Origin of the sequence: Sphingobium sp. CFD-2, from assembly GCF_024611135.1 — a bacterium.
Classification (GTDB): Bacteria; Pseudomonadota; Alphaproteobacteria; order Sphingomonadales; family Sphingomonadaceae; genus Sphingobium; species Sphingobium fuliginis.
The window spans coordinates 3,913,118-3,938,214 of record NZ_CP084405.1 but is presented as its reverse complement, the minus strand read 5'-3'; the positions used below and the strand labels follow the sequence as shown (position 1 = coordinate 3,938,214).

General features: G+C 67.5%; 27 protein-coding genes. 11 read left to right on the top strand and 16 right to left on the bottom strand.

The window, feature by feature from the left end:
* Window positions 1-88 precede the first annotated feature (88 nt).
* Complete coding sequence (locus LDB29_RS19475; RefSeq protein WP_099185229.1) at window positions 89-1,486, top strand: UdgX family uracil-DNA binding protein; 1,398 nt, start codon at window positions 89-91, stop codon at window positions 1,484-1,486.
* Window positions 1,487-1,712: 226 nt separating this feature from the next.
* Here LDB29_RS19475 and LDB29_RS19470 read toward each other — a convergent pair whose 3' ends face one another.
* Together LDB29_RS19470 and mgtE are read right to left on the bottom strand one after the other, a co-directional pair.
* The gene (locus tag LDB29_RS19470; protein ID WP_025549864.1) at window positions 1,713-2,111 is read right to left on the bottom strand and encodes a DUF1489 family protein; all 399 of its coding nucleotides are present in this window, start codon (window positions 2,109-2,111) and stop codon (window positions 1,713-1,715) included.
* A 28-nt stretch (window positions 2,112-2,139) separates the two neighbouring features.
* Complete coding sequence (mgtE, locus tag LDB29_RS19465; RefSeq protein WP_025549863.1) at window positions 2,140-3,567, bottom strand: magnesium transporter; 1,428 nt, start codon at window positions 3,565-3,567, stop codon at window positions 2,140-2,142.
* A gap of 136 nt (window positions 3,568-3,703) precedes the next feature.
* On the opposite strand from mgtE, the gene LDB29_RS19460 reads away from it, so the two are divergent.
* Complete coding sequence (locus tag LDB29_RS19460; RefSeq protein WP_257555479.1) at window positions 3,704-4,156, top strand: peptidylprolyl isomerase; 453 nt, start codon at window positions 3,704-3,706, stop codon at window positions 4,154-4,156.
* Here LDB29_RS19460 and LDB29_RS19455 read toward each other — a convergent pair.
* From LDB29_RS19455 to LDB29_RS19445, 3 genes are all read right to left on the bottom strand, one after another.
* On the bottom strand, window positions 4,146-4,817 hold the full coding sequence (locus LDB29_RS19455) for a hypothetical protein (protein WP_025549861.1): 672 nt from the start codon (window positions 4,815-4,817) through the stop codon (window positions 4,146-4,148). The genes LDB29_RS19460 and LDB29_RS19455 overlap by 11 nt on opposite strands.
* Window positions 4,817-5,422, bottom strand: coding sequence for a hypothetical protein (locus LDB29_RS19450; protein WP_099185230.1), 606 nt, complete (start codon window positions 5,420-5,422; stop codon window positions 4,817-4,819). The genes LDB29_RS19455 and LDB29_RS19450 overlap by 1 nt, the downstream gene beginning before the upstream one ends.
* Before the next feature lie 124 nt (window positions 5,423-5,546).
* The gene (locus tag LDB29_RS19445; RefSeq protein WP_048576260.1) at window positions 5,547-6,011 is read right to left on the bottom strand and encodes a DUF6456 domain-containing protein; all 465 of its coding nucleotides are present in this window, start codon (window positions 6,009-6,011) and stop codon (window positions 5,547-5,549) included.
* Window positions 6,012-6,108: 97 nt separating this feature from the next.
* Here LDB29_RS19445 and LDB29_RS19440 point away from each other — a divergent pair, with 97 nt between their 5' ends.
* Together LDB29_RS19440 and LDB29_RS19435 are read left to right on the top strand one after the other, a co-directional pair.
* Entirely contained in the window at window positions 6,109-6,672 is a 564-nt protein-coding gene (locus tag LDB29_RS19440) for a helix-turn-helix domain-containing protein (protein WP_044661396.1), read from the top strand.
* Between the two features lie 130 nt (window positions 6,673-6,802).
* Window positions 6,803-7,978 carry a glycosyltransferase gene (locus LDB29_RS19435; protein WP_025549858.1) on the top strand — a complete coding sequence of 392 codons (1,176 nt, stop codon included), beginning with the start codon at window positions 6,803-6,805 and terminating at the stop codon, window positions 7,976-7,978.
* A 173-nt stretch (window positions 7,979-8,151) separates the two neighbouring features.
* On the opposite strand, the gene LDB29_RS19430 is transcribed toward LDB29_RS19435, so the two are convergent.
* Window positions 8,152-9,831, bottom strand: coding sequence for a molybdopterin oxidoreductase family protein (locus LDB29_RS19430; RefSeq protein WP_099185231.1), 1,680 nt, complete (start codon window positions 9,829-9,831; stop codon window positions 8,152-8,154).
* A gap of 106 nt (window positions 9,832-9,937) precedes the next feature.
* Between LDB29_RS19430 and modA the strand changes: the two genes are divergently transcribed.
* Window positions 9,938-10,711, top strand: a complete 774-nt coding sequence (gene modA / locus LDB29_RS19425; RefSeq protein WP_025549857.1) for a molybdate ABC transporter substrate-binding protein — start codon at window positions 9,938-9,940, stop codon at window positions 10,709-10,711.
* Window positions 10,712-10,744: 33 nt separating this feature from the next.
* Here modA and LDB29_RS19420 read toward each other — a convergent pair whose 3' ends face one another.
* Window positions 10,745-11,491 (bottom strand): HAD-IIB family hydrolase, encoded by a 747-nt coding sequence (locus LDB29_RS19420; protein WP_025549856.1) that lies wholly within the window; start codon window positions 11,489-11,491, stop codon window positions 10,745-10,747.
* Between the two features lie 122 nt (window positions 11,492-11,613).
* On the opposite strand from LDB29_RS19420, the gene modB reads away from it, so the two are divergent.
* Both modB and LDB29_RS19410 read left to right on the top strand, forming a co-directional pair.
* Window positions 11,614-12,312, top strand: a complete 699-nt coding sequence (modB, locus tag LDB29_RS19415) for a molybdate ABC transporter permease subunit (protein WP_025549855.1) — start codon at window positions 11,614-11,616, stop codon at window positions 12,310-12,312.
* The gene (locus LDB29_RS19410; RefSeq protein WP_025549854.1) at window positions 12,302-12,910 is read left to right on the top strand and encodes an ATP-binding cassette domain-containing protein; all 609 of its coding nucleotides are present in this window, start codon (window positions 12,302-12,304) and stop codon (window positions 12,908-12,910) included. Before modB ends, LDB29_RS19410 begins: the two co-directional genes overlap by 11 nt.
* On the opposite strand, the gene LDB29_RS19405 is transcribed toward LDB29_RS19410, so the two are convergent.
* The 9 genes from LDB29_RS19405 to thiS all read right to left on the bottom strand — a co-directional run bounded on the left by LDB29_RS19405 (window position 12,892) and on the right by thiS (window position 22,118).
* Window positions 12,892-13,719, bottom strand: coding sequence for an aminoglycoside phosphotransferase family protein (locus tag LDB29_RS19405; RefSeq protein WP_025549853.1), 828 nt, complete (start codon window positions 13,717-13,719; stop codon window positions 12,892-12,894). The two genes, LDB29_RS19410 and LDB29_RS19405, sit on opposite strands and share 19 nt — an antisense overlap.
* A gap of 6 nt (window positions 13,720-13,725) precedes the next feature.
* Window positions 13,726-15,000 (bottom strand): capsule biosynthesis protein, encoded by a 1,275-nt coding sequence (locus LDB29_RS19400; RefSeq protein WP_025549852.1) that lies wholly within the window; start codon window positions 14,998-15,000, stop codon window positions 13,726-13,728.
* Window positions 14,993-16,630, bottom strand: coding sequence for a beta-3-deoxy-D-manno-oct-2-ulosonic acid transferase (locus LDB29_RS19395; protein WP_257555470.1), 1,638 nt, complete (start codon window positions 16,628-16,630; stop codon window positions 14,993-14,995). Before LDB29_RS19395 ends, LDB29_RS19400 begins: the two co-directional genes overlap by 8 nt.
* A gap of 111 nt (window positions 16,631-16,741) precedes the next feature.
* Window positions 16,742-18,040, bottom strand: coding sequence for a glycosyltransferase family 1 protein (locus LDB29_RS19390; RefSeq protein WP_044661389.1), 1,299 nt, complete (start codon window positions 18,038-18,040; stop codon window positions 16,742-16,744).
* Window positions 18,041-18,070: 30 nt separating this feature from the next.
* Entirely contained in the window at window positions 18,071-18,511 is a 441-nt protein-coding gene (locus LDB29_RS19385; RefSeq protein WP_099185232.1) for an HIT family protein, read from the bottom strand.
* A 108-nt stretch (window positions 18,512-18,619) separates the two neighbouring features.
* Window positions 18,620-19,255: a CoA transferase subunit B gene (locus tag LDB29_RS19380; RefSeq protein WP_048576270.1), complete on the bottom strand. Its 636-nt coding sequence runs from the start codon at window positions 19,253-19,255 to the stop codon at window positions 18,620-18,622.
* A gap of 1 nt (window position 19,256) precedes the next feature.
* Complete coding sequence (locus tag LDB29_RS19375; protein WP_037483047.1) at window positions 19,257-20,090, bottom strand: 5'-nucleotidase, lipoprotein e(P4) family; 834 nt, start codon at window positions 20,088-20,090, stop codon at window positions 19,257-19,259.
* Between the two features lie 64 nt (window positions 20,091-20,154).
* Window positions 20,155-20,865 carry a CoA transferase subunit A gene (locus LDB29_RS19370; RefSeq protein WP_025549848.1) on the bottom strand — a complete coding sequence of 237 codons (711 nt, stop codon included), beginning with the start codon at window positions 20,863-20,865 and terminating at the stop codon, window positions 20,155-20,157.
* A 227-nt stretch (window positions 20,866-21,092) separates the two neighbouring features.
* The gene (gene thiS, locus LDB29_RS19365) at window positions 21,093-22,118 is read right to left on the bottom strand and encodes a sulfur carrier protein ThiS (protein WP_099185234.1); all 1,026 of its coding nucleotides are present in this window, start codon (window positions 22,116-22,118) and stop codon (window positions 21,093-21,095) included.
* A gap of 110 nt (window positions 22,119-22,228) precedes the next feature.
* Between thiS and aroQ the strand changes: the two genes are divergently transcribed.
* The 4 genes from aroQ (at window position 22,229) to arsC (ending at window position 24,951) form a co-directional block, all read left to right on the top strand.
* Window positions 22,229-22,669 carry a type II 3-dehydroquinate dehydratase gene (gene aroQ, locus LDB29_RS19355; protein WP_025549846.1) on the top strand — a complete coding sequence of 147 codons (441 nt, stop codon included), beginning with the start codon at window positions 22,229-22,231 and terminating at the stop codon, window positions 22,667-22,669.
* 84 nt (window positions 22,670-22,753) lie between these two features.
* Window positions 22,754-23,239 carry an acetyl-CoA carboxylase biotin carboxyl carrier protein gene (accB, locus tag LDB29_RS19350; protein WP_025549845.1) on the top strand — a complete coding sequence of 162 codons (486 nt, stop codon included), beginning with the start codon at window positions 22,754-22,756 and terminating at the stop codon, window positions 23,237-23,239.
* A 14-nt stretch (window positions 23,240-23,253) separates the two neighbouring features.
* Window positions 23,254-24,600 (top strand): acetyl-CoA carboxylase biotin carboxylase subunit, encoded by a 1,347-nt coding sequence (accC, locus tag LDB29_RS19345; RefSeq protein WP_025549844.1) that lies wholly within the window; start codon window positions 23,254-23,256, stop codon window positions 24,598-24,600.
* Window positions 24,601-24,606: 6 nt separating this feature from the next.
* Entirely contained in the window at window positions 24,607-24,951 is a 345-nt protein-coding gene (gene arsC, locus LDB29_RS19340; protein WP_025549843.1) for an arsenate reductase (glutaredoxin), read from the top strand.
* Window positions 24,952-25,097: the final 146 nt, after the last annotated feature.

Genomic DNA, 25,097 nt, shown 5'->3' with positions numbered 1-25,097 from the left:
CCATGTTCCCGCGAAGCCGGGAACCCGGCCCAGATACCGGCCCAGACACTGGCCCGGCGCGCCACGCCCAGGGCAGCCATGCCGAACCATGTATCGCGCAAGGCTGAACGGCCCGGATGATTTCGACGGCTGGCGCGACGCGGCCCGCGCCTTGACGCTGGCGGGCATCGCGCCGGCCGACATCGTCTGGCAGGACGGCGAGGGCGCTGGCGACCTCTTCGCCGCCGACGAACCGCTTCCGGTCGCAAGCGAAGCCGCCTTCTCCGTCCCGCGCGCCTTTGTCGAGCTGGCGGAAACGGCGATCCTGCACCGCGACCCGGAACGTTTCGCCCTGCTCTACGCCTTGCTCGCCCGGTTGCGCGACCGCCCCGCCAGCCTGGAAGATCGCGCCGATCCACTGGTCCGGCGCGTGGAATCGCTGGCCAAGGCCGTGCGGCGCGACATGCACAAGATGCGCGCCTTCGTCCGCTTCCGCGAACTGGCCGATGCGCAAGGGCCGCGCTTCGTCGCCTGGTTCGAACCGGACCATCATATCGTCCGCGCCAATGCCGGATTCTTCGTGCGGCGCTTCGCCTCGATGCGCTGGTCGATCCTGACGCCCGAACTCAGCATCCATTGGGACGGCGATGCGTTGACCGAGGGACCGGGCGCCACGCGCAGGGATGCGCCGGGCGACGATCCCGTCGAGGACATCTGGAAGGGCTATTATGCGGCGATCTTCAATCCGGCGCGGCTCAAGGTCGGCGCGATGCTGTCCGAAATGCCCCGGAAATATTGGCGCAACCTGCCAGAGGCCGCGCTCATTCCCGAACTGGTGGCGGGCGCCCAGACAAGGGAGGCGGCCATGATCGCGACCCCACCCAAACCCGCCGCCCGGCACGGGAACGCCGCCACGGCCTGGAGCGCGCTGCGCGAGGAGGCGATGGGCTGCACCCGCTGCCCGCTCTACCGCGACACGACGCAGACGGTGTTCGGGGAGGGGCCGGTCGATGCGCCGCTGATGTTCATCGGGGAACAGCCGGGCGATCAGGAGGATCTGGCCGGGCGCCCCTTCGTCGGGCCGGCCGGGCAATTGTTCGACCGCGCGCTGGAAGAGGCCGGGATCGATCGCCGGCGCGCCTACATCACCAACGCCGTCAAGCATTTCAAGCATGAGCGGCGGGGCAAGCGGCGCATACACCAGACGCCGGAAACGCCGGAAATCCAGGCCTGCCGCTGGTGGCTGACGCAGGAGCTGGAGCTGGTCCGCCCCCGGATCATCGTCGCGCTGGGCGCCACGGCGGGGCGCGCGCTGCTGGGGAAGGCGGTGACGATCAGCCGGGTCCGTGGCGCGCCACTGGCGCTGGAGAGCGGCGCGCAGGGCTGGATCACGGTGCATCCCAGCTATTTGCTGCGGGTGCCCGAAGAGACGCGCAAGGCCGAAGAGAGAAAGCGCTTCGTAGAGGAGTTGCGGGAGATTGGAGAACGGGTGAAGGCGCTGGTCTAGGGTGTGTGGGGATTCAGCCCATGGCGGGCTGCAAATGGCGGCTTTCTGCGCTTCCAGTGCTCACGTACTTTGAGTACGCTGCGCGCTGGTTCTCGAAAGCCACCATTTTCGCTCCACCCTGAACTGAATCCCCACACACCCTAGAGCACCGTGCGCAAAAGTGGGAACCGGTCTTGCGCGGACCCATCCTGTTCCTGCGAAGGCAGGAGCAGGATGATGCAAGACGTTAGAGCAAGCCCAGTTTCGACAACTCCCCCAGCAACCGCGTCGGCATGGCGTCCAGATCGTTCGCCTCGCCCTCGCCCAGATCGGGCGGCGCGTCCTTGCCTTCCAGATAGCGCCAGCCCTGATGCGCCCGCTTGGGCAATGCGCGCACCGGGATCAGCCGGGGCTCCAGCCTGATCCAGTAACGGCCCTGCCCGGTCTCCTGAAAGCCCAGCAGAGGACTGCGCCCGACAAGCTGATGCCCATGAATCCAGAAGAGCGAACCGCCCGTCAGTTCATCGACCCGCTTGGGCAGATAGCGCGTCGTCAGCCGCGCCTCCTCCGCATGGCTTTCCAGCCAGGCGCGCAGCGTCGCGGGACTTTCGCTCCGAAAGGCGATCTTGGTCAGGTGAAGCGGCATGGCACGAAGATGGGCGCTGGCTGGCCGATTACAAACCCCAGACCGTGGCAAGGCCAAGGAAGGAGAAGAAACCCATCACATCGGTCATCGTCGTCACGAACACCGCCGATGAAACGGCCGGGTCGATATTCATCCGGTCGAGCGTCACCGGCACCAATATGCCGGCCAGCCCGGCGACCAGATTGTTGATCAGCATGGCGAGCGCGATGACGATCCCCAGATCGTGATTGCCGTAGATGAAGCCCACCGCGACGCCGATCAATATGCCGAGCGCGGTGCCATTGGCGCTGGCGATGCGGAATTCGCGCACGATCTGCCGGATGGTGTTGGAACTGGTGAGCTGGTTGGTGGCGAGCGCGCGCACGGCGACCGCCATGGTCTGCGTCCCCGCATTGCCGCCCATGCCCGACACGATCGGCATCAGCACGGCGAGCACCACATATTTGGAGATGGTCGACTGGAACAGCCCGACCACCGACGCCGCCAGGATCGCCGTGCCCAGATTGACCACCAGCCATTGCAGGCGCGTGCGCACGGTTTCCAGGATCGGCTGGTTGATGTCGCCCTCGCCCGCGCCCGACAGGCGGAGTATGTCCTCGCCCGCCTCCTCGGAGATGATGTGGACGATGTCGTCGACCGTGATCATGCCGACCAGCCGGCCGCTGCCGTCCACCACCGCGGCGGAGATCAGCGCATATTTCTGGAAGCGCAGCGCGACCTCCTCCTGGTCCATGTCGACCGGGATCAGGGTCTGTTCGCGCTTCATCAGGTCCGCCATGGCGACGCTGCGCGGGCAGGTCAGCACCCAGCTCAATTGGCAGGTGCCGATCGGCTTGTGCGCTTCGTCCACGACGAAGATTTCCCAGAAATCGGTCGTCAGGTCGCGATTGTCGCGCAGATAGTCGATCACCTGCCCGACCGTCATATGTTCCGGCACCGCGACCAGGTCGCGCTGCATCAGGCGGCCGGCGGACTCCTCGGGATAGGAAAGCGCGCTTTCGATGGCGGCGCGGTCCTCCGGCTCCATCGCATCGAGGACGGCCTGCTGGTCGGCCTCCTCCATATCCTCGATGATGGCGACGGCGTCGTCGGTGTCGAGTTCGGCGGCGAACTCCGCCACCTGTTCGGGCAGCAGCGCGTCCAGCAGGTCGTCGCGCACATAGTCGTTGAGTTCGGACAGAACCTCCGCGCCGACCAGGTCGCCCAGCGCGGCCGCCACCTCCCCGCGCCGTTCGGACGGGGTGAGTTCCAGAAGGTCGGCAATGTCGGCCGGGTGCAGCGGCGACACCAGTTCGCGCGCCCGTTCCCTGTCATCCGCCTCCACCGCATCCAGAACGGCGTCGACGAATTCGCCCTTCAGCCGGTCATCCTCATCATGGCGGGATTCGACCTGCTCGGCGGCAACATCCTCAAATTCGTCCGGCCGGGGTTCGGCCGTATCGGCTCGCTCGCTCATCGCGTCCCCTACTGTCCGGTTCCTGTAACATTTCGCTGCTTTTGCCCATGCCCGTCACAATTGCAATGGCTTCCATCCCCGTCTTAACGCTCTATATGGTCCATCTCCCCAATTTTCCCCGAAGAGAGGATTTTTCATGGCCGACGACACCCTGACCCTCACCCTCGACAGCGGCGGCGACGTCGTCATCAAGCTGCGTCCTGACCTCGCCCCCGGCCATGTGGAGCGCATCACGCAGCTCGCCCAGGACGGCTTCTACGACGGCGTGGTCTTCCACCGCGTCATCCCCGGCTTCATGGTGCAGGGCGGCGATCCGACCGGCACCGGCATGGGCGGGTCGAAGCTGCCCGACCTCAAGGCCGAATTCAGCCGCGAACCGCATGTCCGGGGCGTCTGCTCCATGGCCCGCGCGATGAACCCGAACAGCGCCAACAGCCAGTTCTTCATCTGCTTCGACGACGCCACCTTCCTCGACGGCCAGTACACCGTCTGGGGCGAAGTCACTTCCGGCATGGAGCATGTCGACGCCCTGCCCAAGGGCGAGCCGCCCAAGACCCCCGGCAAGATCCTGAAGGCGACTATTTCCTGATCGGATTGTCCGTGGCGGAGATGGCGTTGCCCGCCGTCTCCGTCGCTTCGCCGGCAGGCGGTTCATAGGGGCCGATGCTCTCTATATGCCAGCGGCGGTCCGCCTCGCTGGAGCCGGGCACGTCATTGGCCCGCCGCAGCGTCACCTGCCGCAGCCGATACCAGGGCTTGCCGTTCGCGGCCAGACGGCCATAGACCTGCACCGGCACCGTCACGAACAGCGATCCCGCCGCCCCCTCGATCGCGCCGGGCGCGCCCACCTGGGCATGGATTTCGCTGAACCCGCGAAAACGGGCGGCGAAGCGCGCATCGTCTTCCGCCCCCATGGCGCTGTTGTCGTTCCACAGGTCCTGCGCGTCATTATAGCGCTTTTCCTCCAGCAGGCCGTAATAGCCCTGCACCACCTGGGCGGCGCCCTGCGCGCCCTTGGGATCGATGGAGTCTTCCTCCACCACCGGCCGCGGGTCGACCGGCAGGCCGCCGGGCATGCCCGGCGCGGGAGGATTCAGCGGCTCCAGAACCGCCTGCGCCTCCGCCCGGACATTATTTTCGACCTGCGCCGCATTGGCGCCATTGGCCAGATTGTCGATCGCGCTCTCCTCCCGGCCATCGCAGGCCGCGAGCAGGAGCAGGGCGATAACCGCGCCGGACCCAGGCCGCATCAGTCGCGCCGACCCCGCCAGCCCTCACGGCCGGAGCGGCCGCCGCCACCGGAACGGGCGCCGCCGTCGGACCGCGCGCGCGGCGTCCCCCAATTGCGTTCGGTCCGTGGCGTCGTCATATCCCCTTGTCCCCTTCCTGGCCCGGGCGCCTGCGCGCCCGCAGCGGGATTGCCCTGTCGGGCGTTCCGCCCATTTCCATTCCACCGCCCATTTCCATTCCACCGATTGCCATCGCCGCCGGAACGCTCCCGCCAGCCCTGACGCGGTGCGCCATTGTTCCAGTTGCCGCGCCGGCCGTCATCGCGGCGGGCCTCCCGGCGTCCTTCCCAATAGCGGCGCTGGCCGTCGTTCCAACGCTGGCGATGGCCGCTGCGGTTGTACACATAATAGCCGCTGCCCGGATAGTAATAGCCGTCATACCAGCCGCCATAATAGCCCGGGCGATAATAGCCCGGACCCCAATAGTCATCATAATAGCCGCCGCCATAATAGCCGCTGCCCACGCTCACGCCGCCATAATAGCCATCGTCATAAGCACAGCCGCCCAGGGCCAGCGCACCGGCAAGGCCGATCGCCGCGAGGAACCTCCGTCCGGTCCAGGCCATTGCCTTTCTCCTTCATCCTGCATCCATGCCATGCATAACGCCGGCTGCTTGAATTGGTTGTGAATGGCCGGGATCGAAGAGAGGATCGGGCCGGCGACGGGAAAGCGTGCGGCGGCCCCCGCCGTCACCCCGCCTCCCCCACCCGATACCAGGCGGCGACGCGGTCCAGCGCCAGCGTCAGCACCAGCTTGCCCGCCCGGGTCGGCCAGCCCAGCGCCTTTTCCGCCGCGCTCAACCCCTCGCCCGCGCAGACCACCCGCCACAGCACATCGGCCAAGCCCGGCCCCGCGGCGCGGATCGCGCCGTCGAACCGCTCCCGCGCGGACAGTTGCGCTAGGCCCGGCTCCGCTCCCGCCGCGCCCCCAGCCCGCTGCCGCCCCGGCGCCGCATCCCAGCGCATCGTGATCCGCGGGCCCAGACCCGCCTTCTCCCAATCGGCGCGCAGCCTGTCGCCGGCAAGATAATGCCGCTCGCTCAAATGCCCCCGCGCATGCAGCCAGGCGAGGGGCGATTCGTGCAGGTTGACCGCGACCTTCTGCGCCCGGCCGAAGGGGTCCTCTATGATCTGTTCGACATATTGCGTGGCCATGGCGCTTCTCCTTGCAGCAATCCGATGCAGGGGGACTTGCCATGCCGGCCTGTTTGTAGGAAAGCGTTAAAACCAAATAGGTGAAACAGGACAAGATATGATCACCCGCATCCGGGAGGTACGCAAGGCCAAGGGGCTCACATTGGAACAGGTCGGCGCCTTATGCGTCCCGCCCACCACGGCCCAGACGATCGGCCGCCTGGAAACGGGCACCCGAACCGTATCGGTCAACTGGCTGAACCGCATCGCAAAGGCATTGGGCGTCGCCTCTTCCGAACTGGTCGCGCTGCCGGGCCAGAATGTCGTGCCCGTGGCCGCCCTGCTCGGGCCGGAGGGCGCCCGCGCCCCCACCCGCCCGCTCTCGCTCGCCCCGCCGGCCCCTGCGGACGCGATGGTGGGGGTGCAGGTATCGGGCAGCATCGGCGATTACCGCAGCGGTGACGAGATATGGTGCCGCCGCATCATGCCGGAGGAGTTTTCCAGCGTGCTCAACCGCGACCTGCTCTTGCCGCGCCACGCCGGGCGCTTCCTGTTCGGGCGGCTGATCGGGCGCGAGGACGACCGGCTGCACATCCTCCCCCTGGGCAGCGGCACGCGCCAGCAGGTGATAAGTGACCCACCCTGGGGCGCCGTGGCGGTCCAACTGGTCAGACGGCTGTAGACAAAGGCGCTTTCATCCTTAACCCTGTCCTGACCATGTCTGCCGGAAAGAGACCCGCCCCAGCATTGTCCCGTCGGACGGCATCGCCGGACGCCCGGGGCAATGCGGGAACAAGAGATAGTTGGATGCGATGACGCTGAACGTCCTGATGCTCTCGACCCTGTTCCCCGACATGAGCCGCCCCAATTTCGGCGTCTTCGTGGAACGGCAGGCGCGCGAGCTGGCCAGCCGGGACGGCGTCAGGGTCACGGTGGTCGCGCCGCTCGGCATTCCGCCCTGGCCGCTGTCGAGCGCCAGGCGCTACGCCGCCCTGCGCGCCCTGCCCGCCAAGGAACGGTGGAAGGACCTGACCGTCCACCGCCCGGTCTTCCCCATCATTCCCAAATTCGGCGGCCGCTTCAACGTCCACAGCATGACCCGCGCCATCCTGCCGCTGGTCAGGCGCCTCCATGCGCAGCAGCCCTTCGACGTCATCGACGCCAGCTTCTTCTTCCCCGACGGCCCGGTGGCGCAGCGCCTTTCCCGCGCGCTCGGCATTCCCTATTCGGTGAAGGCGCGCGGCGCCGACATTCATTATTGGGGCACGCGCAAGGGCACGCGGAAGATGGTGAAGCGCGCCGCCGACGATGCCGCCGGCCTGCTTGCCGTGTCGGACGCGATGCGCCGGTCGATGGCGCGCATGGGCATCGACGGGGACAAGATCCGCGTCCATTATACCGGCGTCGACCTCGACCGTTTCGAAATAAGCGACCGCGCCGCCGCGAAGGAAAGCCTGGGCTTCGAAGGCCCGGTGGTGCTGTGCGTCGGCGCGCTCATCCCGCGCAAGGGGCAGGAACTGCTGGTCCAGGCGCTGCCGCAACTGCCCAGCGTCACGCTGCTGTTCGCCGGACAGGGGCAATATCGCCGCGCCCTGGAAAAACAGGCCGAGGAACTGGGCGTCGACCGGCGCATCGGCTTCCTGGGCTCGGTGCCGCACGATCGCCTGCCGCGCATCTATGCCGCCGCCGACGTCATGGCGCTCCCCTCCTCGTCCGAGGGTCTGGCCAATGCCTGGGTGGAGGCGCTGGCCTGCGGCACGCCGGTCGTGATCAGCGATGTCGGGGGAGCACGCGAACTGCTCGACCGGCCGGAGGCGGGCCGGATCGTCGCCCGCGAACCCGAAGCGCTGGCCGCCGCCATCAGCGATATATTGGTGAACCCGCCCGAACGGGAGGCCGTCCGCGAAGCGGCGCTACGCTTCACCTGGGCCGCCAATGGCGACGCGCTGCTGGAGCATCTCCGCGCCATCGCGGCTCAGCCGGCCTAAAGCGCTTTCCAGGCAGATGGAATCATCCGCCGACCCGGAAAACGCAGTAAAACAAAAGGCCTGGGACAAATCCCGGGATCGCCGGACCGATTGGTGGGGACGGCTCGAACTGGCCAAATCCTGCCGCTCCGGACGCACCCACATCCGGAATCCGAAGTTCGCCACCTTGCCGGTCAACGGGCCCGAAAGGCGGCCTGATCCCAAAAGGGGATCAACCGCGCCTTGCCATCCGCCGTCGGGAAAAGCCCCTCGTCGAACGGCACCTCCCCCCAGCGCCACGGCGTCAGCTCATCATAAGCCGGGTTGGAAATCGGCGCATGCCGCTTGAGATTGAGCAACCGCCTGCCCTCGTTGCGATAGGCGGTCAGCCGCACATGCTCGCGATAGATTTCCGCGGGGCGCTCATAATGGAAGGCGTCGCGCCAACCCATGGCCTGCGCGATCCGGGTGAGTATCCACCAGTCGGGCTTGGTCTCTCCGGGCAGCGGGAACAACCAGCGCTGGCGGCTGATCAGCCGGTCGGCGCCGGTCAGCGTCCCATCCTTCTCGATCCATAGCGGGGACGGCAAGGCGACCATGCGCAGCGCGTCCATTTCCGGCTCGCTCCACGGCGTCATCAACAGGACCAGCGGCACCTGCTCCAGCAAGCCCCGGATCGGATGGGACGCCGAAGGCAGGCCGCCGGGCATCAGCAGCGCCTTGATGCGCCCCGCCTCTATCGCCCCGGCCAGCGCCTCGCCGGCCAGCCCCGGCCTGTCAGCCAGCCTCGTCGCGCCCCAGAAACGGCCGACCTGCGCCAGGGCATCCTCCGAAAAATCCCGGTGCGCGGCCAGTTCCCCGGCCCGGCAGCCGACTTCCCGCACGCCCATGCCGTTGGCGGCGTCCGTGACGGCGAAGGGCGCGGCGCCCGCCTTGCCGATGCGTCCGGTCGCCAGATGGAAATTGAGGATGGCGGCCGACAGGCGATGCGCTTCCTCGCCCTGCCCATGCGGGCTGAACAGCGTCACCAGCCGGGGCGCCGCCGCGACCTGCTCGTAGAAGGCACGCACCTCGCCCGGCGCCAGGCCGCAGGCGCGCGCCACCGACCAAAGGTCATGACCCCGGCTCAATCCCGCCCAGAAACCGGCCGGCACCGACAGCCTCCGTTCCAGAAATTCCCGGTCCAGCAAGCCATTGTCATGGCAATGCAGCAGCAGCCCGCTCAACAGCGCCGCCTCGCTGCCCGGCGCGACGGTCAGGCGCTCATCCGCCTCGACCTCCGGCCCGTCGCCCGCATGCGCGATCAGGATCAGGCGCGCGCCCTGCTCCGCCCGCGCCTCGGCCATCCTCTCGTGCAGCACCGGATGGCGGCGGGCCGTCGGCATGCCCACCAGCAGCAGCATGTCCGCCTGCGCCAGATCCTCATAGGCGGCGGGCATCACATCCTCGCCAAAGGCCGCGCGCTGCGCCGCCGCCATGCCGCCCGCCTCGCTGCAGGGCGCCTCGACATGCGCGGAGCCGATGAACCCCTTCATCAGCTTGTTGGCGACATAATAGTCTTCGGTCAGCAGGCCACCCGGCACATGCATCGCCACGCTGCCCGGACCATGACGGTCGATGACGGCGGACAGGCGGCGCGCGGCCTGGTCGATGGCGCGGTCCCAGCCGACGGCGCGGCCATCCACCACCGGCCGCAACAGCCGCCCCTCCAGCGCGAACATGTCCTTCAGCGCTTCGCTGCGGGTGCAGAGCAGGCCGCCATTGGCAGGATGCACGGGATCGCCCTCGATCGACGCCTCGCGCCCCTCGCCGGTGACGGCGCGGATGCCGCATCCCACGCCGCATTGACCGCAAAGCGAACGAACGACCGCCACGGTGCGATCAGGCCGGGACCGGCGGGGTCGGAAACATGGTCATACGCTCCCGCTTAACCGATGCAGGACGAAGACAAAAGGGTGCGCAACTGGCAGGACAAGGGTCATGCCGAAACCGATTCTCCGCGCGCTCGCGTCCATCGCCCTGTTCCTCCATATGGTGCCGGTTCCGGCCATGGCGCAGCAGCGCGGCCCGCTGGTGCTCGCCGCCGCCAGCATGCAGGAGGCGATGGGCGCCGCCGCCGATGCCTGGGCGGCGCAGCGCCATGCTCGGCCGGTCTTGTCCTTCGCCGCCTCCTCCGCCCTCGCCCGGCAGATCAGGGGCGGCGCCCCGGCCGACCTGTTCGTGTCGGCCGACGAAGACTGGATGGACGATGTCGAAAGGGCGGGCTTCGTGCAGCGCGGCAGCAGGGCCGACATGGCGGGCAACCGGCTGGTGCTGATCGCCCCGGCGCGCGCCCCGCTGAAGCTCCGCATCGCACGCGGCATGCCCATCGCCCGGGCGCTGGGCGACTCCCGGCTCGCCATGGCCAATCCGGACAGCGTACCCGCGGGCAAATATGGCAAGGCGGCGCTGGGCGCGCTGGGCGTCTGGCCCGGCGTCGCCAACCGGCTGGCGCTGGGCGACAATGTGCGATCCGCCCTGACCCTGGTGGAACGGGGCGAGGCGCGGCTGGGCATCGTCTATGCGACCGACGCCCGCGCATCGAAGGCTGTCCTCGTGGTCGGCACCTTCCCGGCGGGAAGCCATGCGCCGATCCGCTATCCCCTCGCCCGCCTGCGCGCGAGCCGGAACCCGGACGCGGAAGGCTTTCGTCGTTTCCTGCTGTCGCGGGCCGGCCAGAACATCCTCGCCCGCTACGGCTTCAGCCGCCCGTGACCCTGTTCCTCCCCTCCCGCAGGAAGGGGAAAGTCACCTCTGACAGGCCACGATCGCGTCGATCACCGCCAGCGTCTCCTGCGGATCGCGCACCCGCACCGTATCCAGCCCCAGTTGCTTGGCCGGATAGTCGTTGCCGCCGGGGAAGATCGCATCGCCGATGAACATCATCGCCTCCAGCGCGATCCCGCTCGCGTCGCGCAGCTTCTTCAGGCCATAGGCCTTGTCCACCCCCTCCCGCGTGATGTCGATGGAGGTCGCCCCGCCCATGTTGATCGACAGTCCCGGCAGGCGCTGGCGCAGGTCCGCCTGGATCACCTTGCGCTTGGCGAAGTCGGGGTCCCACACATCCTTGGCATGGATCGGCGCCTGCTGGCCCAGCGCGGAAAAGGTGATCTGGCTGCCCCGATCCTCGATTCGCTCGCCCCACACCTCTTCCGGCACGAAGCCCGTCGCCTCCAGCGAAGCGTCGAACGCCGCCAGGATCGCCTGCTTCTGCGCCTCCTCGAACAGTTCGGCATAGACCGGCGTCCACTGCCCGTCGCGATGGGTGTAGAGCTTTGTCCCCGTCGTCGGCATCAGCCACAGGTGCGAGCGGTCGGCCCGTTCCGGCAGGCGGCTCGCCACCTGCTTGTCGAATTGCGGCCAGTCCCCGCCGGAGATCACCGCGACATGCGCCACCTGCAACAGCCGGGCCAGGGCGTCGCCCATCGCCTCGCCCAGCGGCTGCTTGCTCTCCGCCAGCGTTCCGTCGAGGTCGAAGGCAATCAGGTCTTTCATGCACATGCTCCAGTCTGAAGGGCTGTCCGGCTTTGCCCTCTGGCCTCGACCGATGCAATGCCGATGAGCGGGACATGACGGGGGGCTGGTGTTTTCCCCTATCCTGACCGAAAGAGGGCGGCATGATCCTCTCTGCCGATGAATGGGGCACCGTTGCGCTGTCGCTCCGGGTCAGTCTGGTGGCGGTCGGGCTGATGCTGCCGGTCGCCTTCACCTTCGCCTGGCTGCTCGCCCGCTCGCGCTTCCCCGGCAAGCTGCTCGTGGATGCGCTGATCCACCTGCCGCTGGTGGTGCCGCCGGTCGTCACCGGATGGCTGCTTCTGCTCCTCTTCGGCGCGAACGGCCCGCTCGGCAGGCTGTTCGAACAGATGCTGGGCGTCAGCTTCATGTTCCGCTGGACCGGCGCGGCGCTTGCCTCCGCGATCATGGCGATGCCCCTGATGGTGCGCGCGATGCGGCTGTCGATCGAGGGCATCGACCACCGGCTGGAACAGGCCGCGCAGACGCTGGGTGCGGGCCGGTGGCGCGTCTTCCTCACCATTTCGCTGCCCCTGTCGCTGCCGGGCATAGTGGCGGGACTGGTGCTCGGCTTCGCCCGCTCCATCGGCGAGTTCGGCGCGACCATCACCTTCGTTTCCGACGTTCCGGGCGAAACCCGCACCCTGCCCATCGCCATCTATTCCGCGCTCCAGATGCCGGGCGCCGAATCGGCGGTCACCCGGCTCGCCATCATCTCGATCCTGCTGTCGCTGGCCGCGCTGGTCGCATCGGAGGCATTGGCCCGCCGGGCGAGCGGCGGAAGGACCAACCATGTCCTTTGACATCGCCGTCGACCATCGCATCGGCGACCGCCTCATCCACCTGCGGGCGCAGGCAGGCGCCGGCCTCGTCGCCCTTTTCGGCCCCTCCGGCGCGGGCAAGACCAGCATCCTCAACATGGTCGCCGGCATATTGACGCCCGACAGCGGCCGGATCGCCGTGGCCGGCGAGACGCTGTTCGACAGCGGCGCGGGCATCGACATTCCCGCCGCCCGGCGGCGCGCCGGCTATGTCTTCCAGGACGGGCGCCTGTTCCCGCAGATGCGCGTGCGCGCCAATCTGCTCTACGGCCGCCATGGCGACGCGCCGCTGCCGTTCGACGCGGTCATGGACTTTCTGGGCATCGGCCATCTGCTCGACCGCTGGCCCGCCACCCTGTCCGGCGGCGAAGCGCAGCGCGTCGCGATCGGACGGGCGCTGCTGTCCGGCCCCCGATTCCTGCTGCTGGACGAGCCGCTGTCCTCGCTCGACCCCGCCCGGCGCGAGGAAATCCTGACCGTGATAGAACGGATGAAGCGCGATCTCGCCATGCCGATGCTCTATGTCAGCCACGACCGGGCGGAGGTCGAACGGCTGGCCGATCAGGTCATCGCGCTGTAGGGGGGCAGGCCCGCCCCAGCCAGGGCCCGGTTCAAATAGGCCAGGAAAGCCGCCTGCCTGACCGGCGCCCGCGCCCGCAACCAGGCTAGCGCAACGACGGCCCGCCATTCCGCGCCATGCTCCAGCGCCGGGGCGAGCCGCCTGTAGCTGGCGACATAATGGCGCGCCGCCCAGTCCCGCGCCATGTTGGTCAACCGATCCTGCGGCCCCTCGCCGAAGCGCAGCAGCATCTCCGTCCGCAACAGGTCGGGCACGAAGTCGCCACGCGCCGCCTTCGACCAGTCGATCGCCACCATGCCCGAAGGCGACAGCAGGATATTGCCGATGTGGAAATCGCCGTGCAGCAGCCGGTCGCCGTCCGGCAGTCCGTCCAGCAGCGCCACCGCCCCCTCCTGCAAGCCGCGATCCGCCGGGCCGTAAAGGATGTCCGTGCGCAACACCTGCCGCAGGGAGCGCAGGCCCGGCGCCGCCTCCCCGTGAATCCGCCGGTGCAGCGCCGCCATGTCGCGCAGGCACGACCCCGATTGCAAAGGCCGCAGCCGCATGCGCCGCATCAGCGTCGGCCCGGTCACTTCGGGATAGAGGATCGCCCGCCCCTGCGCCATGTCCAGCCGTCGCAGGGGCCGGGCGACCGGCAGGCCCGCCTCCGCCGCCAGCGTCGCCGCATCAACCTCGCGGGCGATCATCTCCTCCGACACGGCGGCGTGGAATATCTTGGCCACGCGCCCCTCGCCCACGCGGCAGACGCGCGAACTCGCGCCAGCGGCCAACGGCACCAACGGGCCGGGCGGATCGTCCTGCTGCGGCACGCGCCCCTATCGCAAGGCCGCCCGGGCAGGCTGGCGGTCATGCACCAGCCGCGGCTCGGCCCGCGAAGGGGCGGGACGGGTCAGCCGCTCCACGGCATTGTCCACCAGCATCCGCAGCCCTTCCTCGCTCAGCAGGCCGCCTCTGATCAGGCAACGGTCGATCAGCACCCGGCGGAAAGCGGAATAGAGCGCCATGTCGGGCGCCCCCGGCGCGGACCAGAATTCGTCGAGCGAACGCCTGTGCACCACGCCCGGCACCTTGTAGACCGCATGGCCCAGCACGACCACCGGCTTGCCGGCGTTAAGCGCCAGCGTGCCCACCGTGCTGTTGACCGTCACCACGCCCAGCGACCTGTCGACCACTTCGGCAATGTCCCAGTCCGCCAGGTAGAAGACCCGGTCCCCGACGCCATATTGCGCCGCCAGCCGCCGCGTCAGCCGTCCCCAGGCGACCAGTCCCGGATCGAGCGGATGGCGCTTCACCACCAGGGCGGTGTTGGCGGGCGCATGGGCGGCGAAGCTCTTGATCACGAAGCGCAAGGCCGCGCGCATCGTGCCGAAGGGCGAATGGACGCGGATCTGATAGTCGGAATCGAGCTGGAGCGGCAAAGTGAAATAGGGCCGGTCGCACACAGCCCCCCATTGCTCGCGCGACCTGCGGCGCTCCGCCTTGCGCAGGTTCAGCTTCTTGAACCAGCCCGCCGTCTCCCACAGGAAGCTGTTGGGCCGGTGCGTGCGATAGAAGGGAAAGGCGGGCCGCATCAGCGCCGACGCCATGCCGTTGCGCCCGGTGTTGAAGGCGCGCTGCCGGAAGGTGGAGGGGATTTGCGGCTGCCGCCCATTCTCCTCGGGCGGCAGCGCCCTCGCCTGCTCCAGATACCATTCGGGGTCGAGCGGCAGGGTCGAATTGCCGTTCACGCCATCTTCCTGAAGCGTCAGGAAATCGGGCCGGATATACCCCTCCTCCACCACATGGACGCGCAGGTTGCGCAGCCGCGCCATCTTGTGGGCGGAGGCATGATAGGGACGGCAATCGCCATAGAGGATCAGGTCCGTCACGCCATGATGGACGATATGGTCGTCGAAGAAAATCGGCCAGTTGCGGAACGTCCCGCGATAATCGGTCGCCCCCTCCCCCGGCCAGTCGACCTTGTCGCCGCCATTGATGTTGATGCGCAGCGCCCGGTGCCCCCGCGCCCTCAGCGCCTCCGCCAGCATGGCGAAAAAGGGCCCATGCGGCCCCTGGAGGAACAGGAAGGTTCTGGCCTTGGCATCAACCATGGAAATACTCGGCGGACAAAGTCATAAATCTCTGCAACTTCCCCTGTAAAGTCCGCAGCCGGATCAACCATGACACCGGGGCCGGCGCCCCGCTTGCCAAACGCTCGACCATGATTTCAGGTCCGCATGGCAAGCGCGTCACCGGGTCCAGATAGCGTGGATAGAGAATCAAGGCCCCGGCCACAAGCTGGTCCAGGGTGAGTTGACGCCCGCGCCGTCCGTTGAGGGCCGCCAGATCGCGGGTCAGCCCCCAGCCGGCATAGAAGGGCATGCCATGGACCGTCACCGGCCGCCCGCGCATCAGCGCCTCGAACCCGGTGAGGGAGGAGAGGACATGAACCTCGTCCACCGCCTGCACCAGCTCCATCAGCGGCGACCCGGTATCGATGGCGTCGGCCTGCTCCAGCACCGCCGCATCGCTCAGATGCCCCTTGCGCAGACCCGCCTGCACATCGGGATGCGGGCGATAGACGATATGGGCGTCGGGCTCGGCCGCGCGCACCCGCTTCAGCAGGTCGAGATTGCCCGCCACCCCGGCGCCGCCATATTCGACCGACAGATCGTCCTCGACCTGCCCGACCGCCAGCACCGTGCGGCGACCCTGGGGCAGGCCGATCATCCGCCCCCCGCCCTTGCCATATTTGGTGACGCCGGAAGCCCGGATCTGCGTCAGCAGCCGCGCCGCCCGCCGTTCCAGCACGGGCGTGAAGACGCAGGTCGCCAGCAGCAGCTCCATGTCGCTGGCGGAGCGCGCGTCATAATAGATGCCCGTCCGGTCGATCACCACCGATCCGGGCGGATGCAGCGCAGCGCCCAGCCCCTTCGACCGCAGGAAGCCGTCCTCCACCCGGGCGATGGTCACGCCCTGCCGGCGCGCATCCTCCATGGCGCCGGGCGTCACGCGCGACGGCCAGACCGCAAGCGCGCCTCCCCGCCGGGCGGCCCGCCGCAGGCCCCTGCGCTCCGGCAGGAAGGGCGGCGACGCGACGCCGTCCCACAGGAACCGCCGGATCGCCTCCCGCTTCCACAAGGCCATGCCGCTCGCCGCCGCGATGCCATGATTGCCGTCCAGATGCCGCCGCCAGTCGGCCAGTTGCGCCACGGCCTGCACGGCATCGGCGTCCTCGCCGCTGAAACAGTCGCGATAGGTCGCCGCCGCCAGCGCGGCACGGGCGCTGTCACTCAGGACCGCCGGCTCGATGGCCGCGCCGTCCGCGCCGAAGACCGGCACATGCAGCAGCCCGGCGATGATCGCCAGTTCGTCGTCCGCCCCGGCATGAACGGAGGCCGCGCCCGCGATCAGTGCCCAGAGGTCGGTCGGTTCCGGCAGGACATGACCGGGGCCGGAGTCCGCGCCCCGCCCCGCCTTCCCCACCATGCCGATTTCCTGCCGCGCAAGGCCGTCCATCATGGCCTGCGGGATGGCCACGCCGACCCGCACGACCCGCCTGATGCCGACGGGCCGATGGCCCCAGAATGTGCCGCCGACCCGCGCCTGGGCGACGGCGTCCAGCAAGGCGTCGGAAACAGGCGCAGCCGCTTCGCCATCGCGCCGCATGCGACTGATCGCCGCCGTCGCGGGGTCAATGCCCGGAAAGGGGGGCGAGCGCAGAAACGGAGTCGCGTTCACGTTGAAAAGCCGCCCCCAGCCACAGATAGATCAGCGCGAATGGAGCGACGCTTCAGCCATTCGAAAACGCAATCCATACAACAGCTTCTGTGATCGCCCGGCACAGGGACGTCAAGCGGAAGCGCGAACCGTCATTTCGTCCAGCATGCCGGCGACGATGTCGAAATAATCCCCCCATGTCGGCGCCCGCCACGCCGCGATCCGCGCGATCTGCGCCGCCCGTTCGGGCGCATCGGCCTTGCTGTACGCCTCTATGGCCCTCAGCCAGCCGAGGCCGTCCAGCGGGTCGAGATAATCCGGCGCCTCGCCGCCCACCTCCCGATGCGCGACGATGTCGCTGCAGATCACCGGCACGCCCGCCGACAGGGTTTCGATCACCGGCATGCCATAGCCTTCCTCGAAGGAGGGCATCAGCATCGCCCGCGCCCCGGCGACCAGCGCGTTCATCTCATTGTCCGGCACGCTGCCCGCCTCGATCACATGGCCGCGCAGGATTTCCGCCCGCTCCAGCATGTCGACGACATTTTCATTTTCCCAGCCGCGCCGCCCGATCAGCACCAGCACCGGCGCCTTGTCGCCCCATCTCTCCACCAGCCGCCGCCAGATGTTGAGCAGCAGAAGATGGTTCTTCCGCGGCTCGATGGTCGAAATATAGACGAAATAGGGCCGATCCGGCACTTCATGGCTGCCCTCCACAACCATGTCCGGCGCGTCCGCGCCGAAATGGGCGACGCGGATCACCCGCCCCTCCAGGCCGCGCGTCAGGCGCGGCGCCAGCGCATCGATCGTCGCCTGGCTGTTGCCGATGATCCCGTCGGCATAGCGGTCGATCGTGCGCACCCGCTTCAGATGCTCCTCCGCGCCCTGCGGCCGGGCGAATTCGGGATGGGTCAGCGGAATGACGTCATGCACCAGCGTCACGAAGCGCGCGCCCTCCGCCCGCAGGATCGCGCCGACCTGATCGGCGTCGTCCAGATGATGGGGCGACACCTGCAGATAGATGCGCGGCCCATGCGCCACCGGCACCGGGCGCGGGCGCAGCGCGATCAGGTGACGGATCACCGCCGCCTTGCTCTCGCGCTCGTCCACCTGCTCCGTGTTGCGCCAGCGCGCCGCGGTGAAGGCCAGGAACTGGCGCACCGCCGCATCCTTCAGCCGCCCATAATAGCCGCCCGCCGGATGAACGGCGGCGAAGGCCAGCCGGTCCGGCATCCGCTCCAGCAATTCGCGGGCATAGGTGAACTCGACCCGGTCGATCCCGGTCGGCGCGGCATGGAAACTGCGGGACAGCAGCCGGGAAATGTCCAGGACGATCTCCGCCGGCCGGCTGCCGCCGGCGAAGCGCCGGCTTTCCCGCTTGGCGCGAAGCGCCAGCCGCGCGCCGGGGGCCTTGAAGGGCTTGAGCGCCACCTCAGGGCGCTTTCACGAAGGTCTGGCGCATCAGAACTGGGCGCGAATCTCTTCGGCCAGCTTCTGCAGTTCCGCCGGATCGGCAAAGTCGCCCTGCGCATGGGCGACGAAGCCGCGCGGCTGGCCTTCCCAGCGCGGCACGATGTGGAAATGCAGGTGGAACACGGTCTGCCCGGCAGGCGCGCCGTTGAACTGCGCGACATGGATGCCGTCGGGGTCCAGCGCCCTGCGGGTGGCGTTGGCGACCTTCTTCACCGTCGCCATCACCTGCGCCAGCGCCTCGTCCTCGATGTCCAATATGTTCCGCGCCTTCGACCATTTGGAAATGACCAGGCTGTGCCCCTTGGACTGCGGCTGGATGTCGAGGAAGGCATATGTATGCTCGTCCTCATAAAGCCTGGTCGAAGGAATCTTCCCAGCCAGGATCAGGGCAAAGACATTGCCATCGTCATAGGTGCCGTCGAGGCTCATCGTGCTTCCTCAGAGCGATTTACAAATGATCCGACTGGATCGCCGGTTAGGAAATCGCGGTAAACAAAAAACTTCGGAGCGGCGATCCGATTCGATCGGATCGAAGCTCTAGGACTGATAATGCGCACTGGTCTTGGCGGCGACTTCCTCGGCCGTCACGCCCGGCGCGCATTCGATGAGGCGGAACGGGCTGTCATGGTCGGGCCGCTGGAACACGCAGAGGTCGGTGACGATCATGTCGACCACATTCCTGCCGGTCAGCGGCAGGGTGCAGGCCGGGATGAACTTGGGACTGCCGTCCTTGGACGTGTGCTCCATGACGACGATGATCTTCTTGACGCCCGCGACCAGGTCCATCGCGCCGCCCATGCCCTTGATCATCTTGCCCGGGATCATCCAGTTGGCGATGTCGCCATGTTCCGAAACCTCCATCGCGCCCAGCACGGTCAGGTCGATATGCCCGCCCCGGATCATCGCGAAACTGTCGGCGCTGGAAAAATAACAGCTCTGCGGCAATTCGCTGATCGTCTGCTTGCCCGCATTGATCAGGTCGGCATCCTCCTCCCCCTCATAGGGGAAGGGGCCGATGCCCAGCATGCCGTTCTCCGACTGCAGCGTCACTTCCACGCCATCGGGAATATGGTTCGCCACCAGCGTCGGGATGCCGATGCCCAGGTTCACGTAGAAACCGTCCTGCAATTCCTTCGCCGCCCGCGCGGCCATTTCGTCACGAGTCCAGGGCATGTTATTTCTCCCCATCGGCAGGCGCGGCCCACCTCTTGTCCAGCGGAAAAACCTCGTCGAAGCCGCCCTTGAGGCCGCTTCCATAAACCGGATTGGGCAGGACGAACCAGCCATTGCCCCACATCTGCGCGATCGCCGGCTGCATGGTCGCGGCACGCCGCGCCGTCACCGGCGGTCCGCCATTGAACAGGTCCGAAAAGTCGCCCAACTGGTCGCCGCCCATGGCGATGACGCAATATCGCGCCGCGATCGTCGCCCGCCGCCCGTCCTTGCGCGATCCCATGGCGTCGTCGCCGCTCAGGAACAGCGTCTGCCCATGCACGGCATCGCCCAGACCGGCCGCCTTTATGGCGCGGACGGTCGGCTCGACATTCCCGGCGGCGCGATTGGTGTTGAACACCACCGTCACGCCCATCTGCCGCAGCGCGCGCACCATCCGGTCCGCGCCCGGAACCGGCGCGACCGCAGCTTCGCCCGTCCTTTCCCACGCATCCCAGGCGGCCGTGTCGAATCCCCTGCCCGTCCGCGCTGCATGATATTCATAGCCGATGTTGAGCATCACCGTCTCATCGACATCGAAGACGGCGGCAAGGGGCTTTGCGCCGCAGGGCACGAAGCGCGGATCGTCAAGGCCTGCGCCTTCGGCCAGGATCACGCTGTCTGCCGGGCGCGCCTTCACCTTCGCCGCGACATGCGCCAGCAAAGCCTGATAGGCCTGGAGCGAAAGCGCCGAAGCCTCCCCCGACCCATAAAGATACTGCATCCCGGCCGGGGGCGTTTCGGGCGCGACCGGAACCGCCGCCGGCCGATCGGCCGAACAGCCCGCCAACATCATCGAAACCGCTAGGCCGACAGCCCCCCTCCCACTCGCGGGAGGGGTCGGGGAAGGGCATGTCACGTCAAACCGCCTCCCTCTGGCGGACGGTGCGGAATTCGATTTTCTTGTCGTAAGGCGCTCCGACGATCATGCGCTTGACGTAGATGCCGGGCAGATGGATCGCATCGGGGTCGAGGCTGCCGGTGGGCACCACCTCCTCCACTTCCGCGACGCAGATCTTCGCCGCCGTCGCCATGGGCTGGTTGAAGTTGCGCGCCGTCTTGCGGAAGATGAGGTTGCCGCTCTCATCGGCCTTCCAGCCCTTGATGACCGCCACATCGGCGAAGATGCCGCGCTCCAATATATAATCCTGCCCGTCGAAGCTCTTCACTTCCTTGCCCTCGGCCACCGCCGTGCCCACGCCCGTCCTGGTGTAGAAGCCCGGAATGCCCGCGCCGCCCGCCCGGCAGCGTTCGGCCAGCGTGCCCTGCGGGCAGAACTCCACCTCCAGCTCCCCGGCCAGATATTGCCGCTCGAACTCCTTGTTCTCGCCCACATAGCTGGAGATCATCTTCCTGACCTGACGCGTGCGCAGCAGCTTGCCCAGCCCTTCGCCATCGATCCCCGCATTGTTGGAGGCGATGGTCAGTTCCCTGACGCCCGAATCCCGGATCGCATCGATCAGCCGCTCGGGTATCCCGCACAGACCGAACCCGCCAGCGCACAGATGCATGCCGTCGAACAGCAAACCCTCCAACGCACTCGCCGCATCGGGGTAGAGCTTGTTCACCATCGCCTGTCCTCCTGCCGGGAATCCGCCCAAGGAGATAGAAGCAACCCGGCAAAGGGTCAATTTGCTGCAACGGCGAAAGTCGCAACCCCGCCGATACCACGACAACACCCGCGCAGGCGCTCCAATGAGGCAGGCGGCTCATGACCGCCCCGTCCCGCCCCGTTCAGGCACCATCCCAACCGGGCTCCTGCCTCCGCGGGAGCATGGCGCACCCTCTTGCCAGCGCCTCAGATCAGCCCAGCCAATGGACTTGAAGGATCGGCATACATGCGCTTCGCCATCCGCCCGGCCCTATAGGCCATCCGGCCCGCCTCGACCCCGGCCTTCATCGCGGCGGCCATCAGCACCGGGTCCTTCGCCTCGGCAATGGCCGTGTTCATCAGCACGCCCGTGCAGCCCAGTTCCATCGCCTCGGCCGCTTCGGAAGCCGTCCCCACGCCCGCATCGACCAGCACCGGCAGCCGGGTCCCTTCCACGATCAGCCTTATCGTCACGCGATTCTGGATGCCCAGCCCCGACCCGATCGGCGCGCCCAGCGGCATGATCGCCACCGCGCCCGCATCCTCCAGCCGCTTCGCCGCAATGGGATCGTCCACGCAATAGACCATCGGCTTGAAGCCTTCCCTGGCCAGTATCTCCGTCGCCCGCAGCGTTTCCACCATGTCGGGATAGAGCGTCCGCGCCTCGCCCAGCACTTCCAGCTTCACCAGATCCCAACCGCCCGCCTCGCGCGCCAGGCGCAAGGTGCGGATCGCCTCCTCCCCCGTGTAGCAGCCTGCCGTATTGGGCAGATAGGTGATCTTCCGGGGATCGATGAAATCCGTCAGCATCGGCGCCTTGGGGTCCGACACATTGACCCGCCGCACCGCCACGGTGACGATCTCCGCCCCCGAAGCCGCGACGGCCGCCGCATTCTGCTCGAAATCCCTGTACTTGCCCGTGCCGACGATCAGCCGCGAACGGAAGGTCCGGCCCGCCACGGTCCAGCCATCCTCATCCACCGCCGGGACATCGCCGCCGCCCGCCACCGGATGGTCGCCGCCGCCAACGAAATGCACGATCTCCAGTTCGTCGCCATCCTCGACGCACACCTGCGCCAGCGTCGATCGCGGCACCACCTCCAGATTGCGCTCCACCGCCACCTTCTCCGGCACGAAACCCAGTTCGCTCGCCAGCTCCGCCAGCGTCATGCCCGCACGCACGCGGCGATGCTCGCCATTGATATGGATGGACACGGTTCCGTCGACGCTCAATGCTCTGTCCTGTCAAACAAGGTGTCTCGACTTGGCGCGACACGAAGGGCTAAAGATCAGCGCGCATATAGGGGCGTCGACGCCCCACCCGCAACCATAAGGGGACCGCCATGGCCGAAACGCGCAAAATCTATGTCCTGAACGGTCCCAACATCAACATGCTCGGCACGCGGGAGCCTGAAATCTACGGCTATGACACGCTGGACGACATTGCCGAGCGGATGGAGGACGCCGCCAACCGCGCCCATGTCGAGATCGATTTCCGCCAGTCCAACCATGAAGGCCATCTGATCGACTGGCTGCAGGAGGCGCATGCGGAGGGCGCGCACGCCGTCATCCTCAACGCCGCCGGCCTTACCCACAGCTCCGTCGCGCTGCACGACGCGATCAAGGCCATCACGGTCCCGGTGATAGAGGTGCACCTCTCCAACCCCCACCGGCGCGAGGAATTCCGCCACAAAAGCTATGTCGGCATGGCGGCGAAGGGGACCATCGCGGGCTTCGGCGCCCTGTCCTACATGCTCGCGCTGGAGGCGGCGCTCGAACTGTAACTCGACGCACATAAGTTGCGCTCCGGCGCAAATACGCATAGGCGCGGGCATCGGAACACGAAATTCACCGTCCAGGGACTGAAAATGAACGACAAGGCTGAAAAGGGCGCAATGCAGGTGGACGTACAATTGGTGCGCGATCTCGCCGCGCTGCTCGACGACACCAACCTGACGGAAATCGAGGTGGAGGACGGCGACCGCAAGATCCGCGTCGCGCGCAAGGTGGGCGGCGGCGCCGTCACCTATGCGCCCCCGCCTGTCGCCGCCGCTCCGGTCGCCACGGCCGCGCCGGCCGCCGCTCCCGCTCCGGCCGAAGCCGCCACCCCGGCCGTGGCCGCCAACGCCATCCGCTCGCCCATCGTCGGCACCGCCTATCTCGCCGCCGAACCGGGCGCTGCGCCCTATGCCGCCGTCGGTTCGACCGTGAAGGCGGGCGACACCGTGCTGATCGTCGAAGCCATGAAGGTCATGAACGCCATCACCGCGCCCCATGCCGGCACGGTCAAGGCCGTGCTGGTCGATAACGGCCAGCCGGTCGAATATGACCAGCCGCTGATCGTCATCGAATAAGGGCCGCTTCACACATGGCCATCGAAAAGCTGCTGATCGCGAACCGGGGCGAAATCGCGCTCCGCATCCATCGCGCCTGCCATGAAATGGGCATCAAGACGGTGGCGGTGCATTCGACCGCCGACGCCGACGCCATGCATGTGCGCCTCGCCGACGAAGCGATCTGCATCGGCCCGCCCGCGGCGAAGGACAGCTATCTCAACATCGCCGCGATCATCTCCGCCGCCGAAATCTCCGGCGCGGACGCGATCCATCCGGGCTATGGCTTCCTGTCGGAAAACGCCCAGTTCGCGGAGATCGTGGAGGCGCACAACATCGCCTTCGTCGGTCCCAAGCCCGAACATATCCGCATCATGGGCGACAAGGTGGAGGCAAAGCGCACCGCCGGCGCGCTCGGCCTGCCGCTGGTTCCCGGCTCCGACGGCGCGATCTCCGACATCGCGGAAGCGAAGGAAATCGCCGCGAAGATCGGCTACCCCGTCCTCATCAAGGCGGCCTCTGGCGGCGGCGGACGCGGCATGAAGGTGGTGCCTTCCGAAGACCAGCTCGAAACGCTGATGAAGCAGGCCGGCTCGGAAGCCAAGGCCGCCTTCGGCGACGACACCGTCTATATGGAAAAATATCTGGGCAATCCCCGGCATATCGAATTCCAGGTCTTCGGCGACGGCAACGGCAACGCCATTCACCTGGGCGAGCGCGACTGCTCGCTCCAGCGCCGCCACCAGAAGGTGCTGGAGGAGGCGCCCTCCCCCGTCCTCTCCACCGCCGAGCGCGACCGGATGGGCGAGGTCGTGCGCAAGGCGATGGCCGACATGGCCTATCGCGGCGCGGGCACCATCGAATTCCTCTGGGAAGACGGCGAATTCTACTTCATCGAGATGAACACCCGCCTGCAGGTGGAGCATCCGGTGACGGAGATGATCACGGGCGTCGATCTGGTGCGCGAACAGATCCGCGTGGCGGAGGGCAAGCCGCTCTCGGTCGAGCAGAAGGACCTGGTCTTCACCGGCCACGCCATCGAATGCCGCATCAACGCCGAAGACCCGCGCACCTTCGCGCCCTCGCCGGGCACCGTCACCAGCTATCATGTGCCGGGCGGCATGCATGTCCGCGTCGATAGCGGCCTGTATCAGGGCTATAAGGTGCCGCCCTATTATGACAGCATGATCGGCAAGCTGATCGTCTATGGCCGCACCCGCGAAGGCGCGATCATGCGCCTGCGCCGCGCGCTGGAGGAATATGTGATCGAGGGGATGAAGACCACGATCCCGCTCCACCAGAAGCTGCTGACCGACCCGGACTTCCTCAACGGCGACTACACGATCAAGTGGCTGGAAGAGTGGCTGGAACGTGAGGGATAAGAAGGCATGAGGGCGACCATCTGGCACAACCCCCGCTGCTCCAAATCGCGCGCAGCGCTCGCGATCCTGGAAAATGCACCGGGGGTCGACGTGGAGGTCGTCGAATATCTCAAGACCCCGCCCAGCCGCACCGAAATCGAGGCGGTCCTGAAGAGGGCGGGCGTGCGCCCATCGGAAGCCGTCCGCAAGGGCGAGGGCGTAGCGAAGGAAATCGGCCTGGACGTGTCGGACGACAAGGCCGTCCTCGACGCGATGGCCGCGCACCCGATCCTGATCGAACGCGCCATCGTGATCACGGACAAGGGCGCGGTGATCGCCCGGCCGCCAGAACGGGTGAGCGAAGTCCTCTAGCCTGCGTCGTTATGCGTCATTCTGCGCTCGACCCAGGGCCAAGGCCGAAATGGAATACGAAAAAGGGTGGAATCAGGACATTCCCCCTCCCGCAGGCGGGAGGGGGTTAGGGGGTGGGCTGGCGCGACATCAGCGTGAATTTTCAA

Bases quoted from the DNA above. Each gene is read 5' to 3' on its own strand.
- accB (WP_025549845.1), top strand. From the start codon at position 22,754: ATGAACGACAAGGCTGAAAAGGGCGCAATGCAGGTGGACGTACAATTG.
- LDB29_RS19380 (WP_048576270.1), bottom strand. From the start codon at position 19,255: ATGCCCTGGACTCGTGACGAAATGGCCGCGCGGGCGGCGAAGGAATTG.
- LDB29_RS19385 (WP_099185232.1), bottom strand. From the start codon at position 18,511: ATGAGCCTCGACGGCACCTATGACGATGGCAATGTCTTTGCCCTGATC.
- aroQ (WP_025549846.1), top strand. From the start codon at position 22,229: ATGGCCGAAACGCGCAAAATCTATGTCCTGAACGGTCCCAACATCAAC.
- LDB29_RS19440 (WP_044661396.1), top strand. From the start codon at position 6,109: ATGATCACCCGCATCCGGGAGGTACGCAAGGCCAAGGGGCTCACATTG.
- LDB29_RS19460 (WP_257555479.1), top strand. From the start codon at position 3,704: ATGGCCGACGACACCCTGACCCTCACCCTCGACAGCGGCGGCGACGTC.
- LDB29_RS19470 (WP_025549864.1), bottom strand. From the start codon at position 2,111: ATGCCGCTTCACCTGACCAAGATCGCCTTTCGGAGCGAAAGTCCCGCG.
- LDB29_RS19455 (WP_025549861.1), bottom strand. From the start codon at position 4,817: ATGCGGCCTGGGTCCGGCGCGGTTATCGCCCTGCTCCTGCTCGCGGCC.
- modA (WP_025549857.1), top strand. From the start codon at position 9,938: ATGCCGAAACCGATTCTCCGCGCGCTCGCGTCCATCGCCCTGTTCCTC.
- LDB29_RS19435 (WP_025549858.1), top strand. From the start codon at position 6,803: ATGACGCTGAACGTCCTGATGCTCTCGACCCTGTTCCCCGACATGAGC.
- LDB29_RS19445 (WP_048576260.1), bottom strand. From the start codon at position 6,011: ATGGCCACGCAATATGTCGAACAGATCATAGAGGACCCCTTCGGCCGG.
- arsC (WP_025549843.1), top strand. From the start codon at position 24,607: ATGAGGGCGACCATCTGGCACAACCCCCGCTGCTCCAAATCGCGCGCA.
- LDB29_RS19370 (WP_025549848.1), bottom strand. From the start codon at position 20,865: ATGGTGAACAAGCTCTACCCCGATGCGGCGAGTGCGTTGGAGGGTTTG.
- LDB29_RS19400 (WP_025549852.1), bottom strand. From the start codon at position 15,000: ATGGTTGATGCCAAGGCCAGAACCTTCCTGTTCCTCCAGGGGCCGCAT.
- LDB29_RS19475 (WP_099185229.1), top strand. From the start codon at position 89: ATGTATCGCGCAAGGCTGAACGGCCCGGATGATTTCGACGGCTGGCGC.
- accC (WP_025549844.1), top strand. From the start codon at position 23,254: ATGGCCATCGAAAAGCTGCTGATCGCGAACCGGGGCGAAATCGCGCTC.
- LDB29_RS19450 (WP_099185230.1), bottom strand. From the start codon at position 5,422: ATGGCCTGGACCGGACGGAGGTTCCTCGCGGCGATCGGCCTTGCCGGT.
- LDB29_RS19410 (WP_025549854.1), top strand. From the start codon at position 12,302: ATGTCCTTTGACATCGCCGTCGACCATCGCATCGGCGACCGCCTCATC.
- modB (WP_025549855.1), top strand. From the start codon at position 11,614: ATGATCCTCTCTGCCGATGAATGGGGCACCGTTGCGCTGTCGCTCCGG.
- LDB29_RS19375 (WP_037483047.1), bottom strand. From the start codon at position 20,090: ATGATGTTGGCGGGCTGTTCGGCCGATCGGCCGGCGGCGGTTCCGGTC.
- mgtE (WP_025549863.1), bottom strand. From the start codon at position 3,567: ATGAGCGAGCGAGCCGATACGGCCGAACCCCGGCCGGACGAATTTGAG.
- LDB29_RS19420 (WP_025549856.1), bottom strand. From the start codon at position 11,491: ATGAAAGACCTGATTGCCTTCGACCTCGACGGAACGCTGGCGGAGAGC.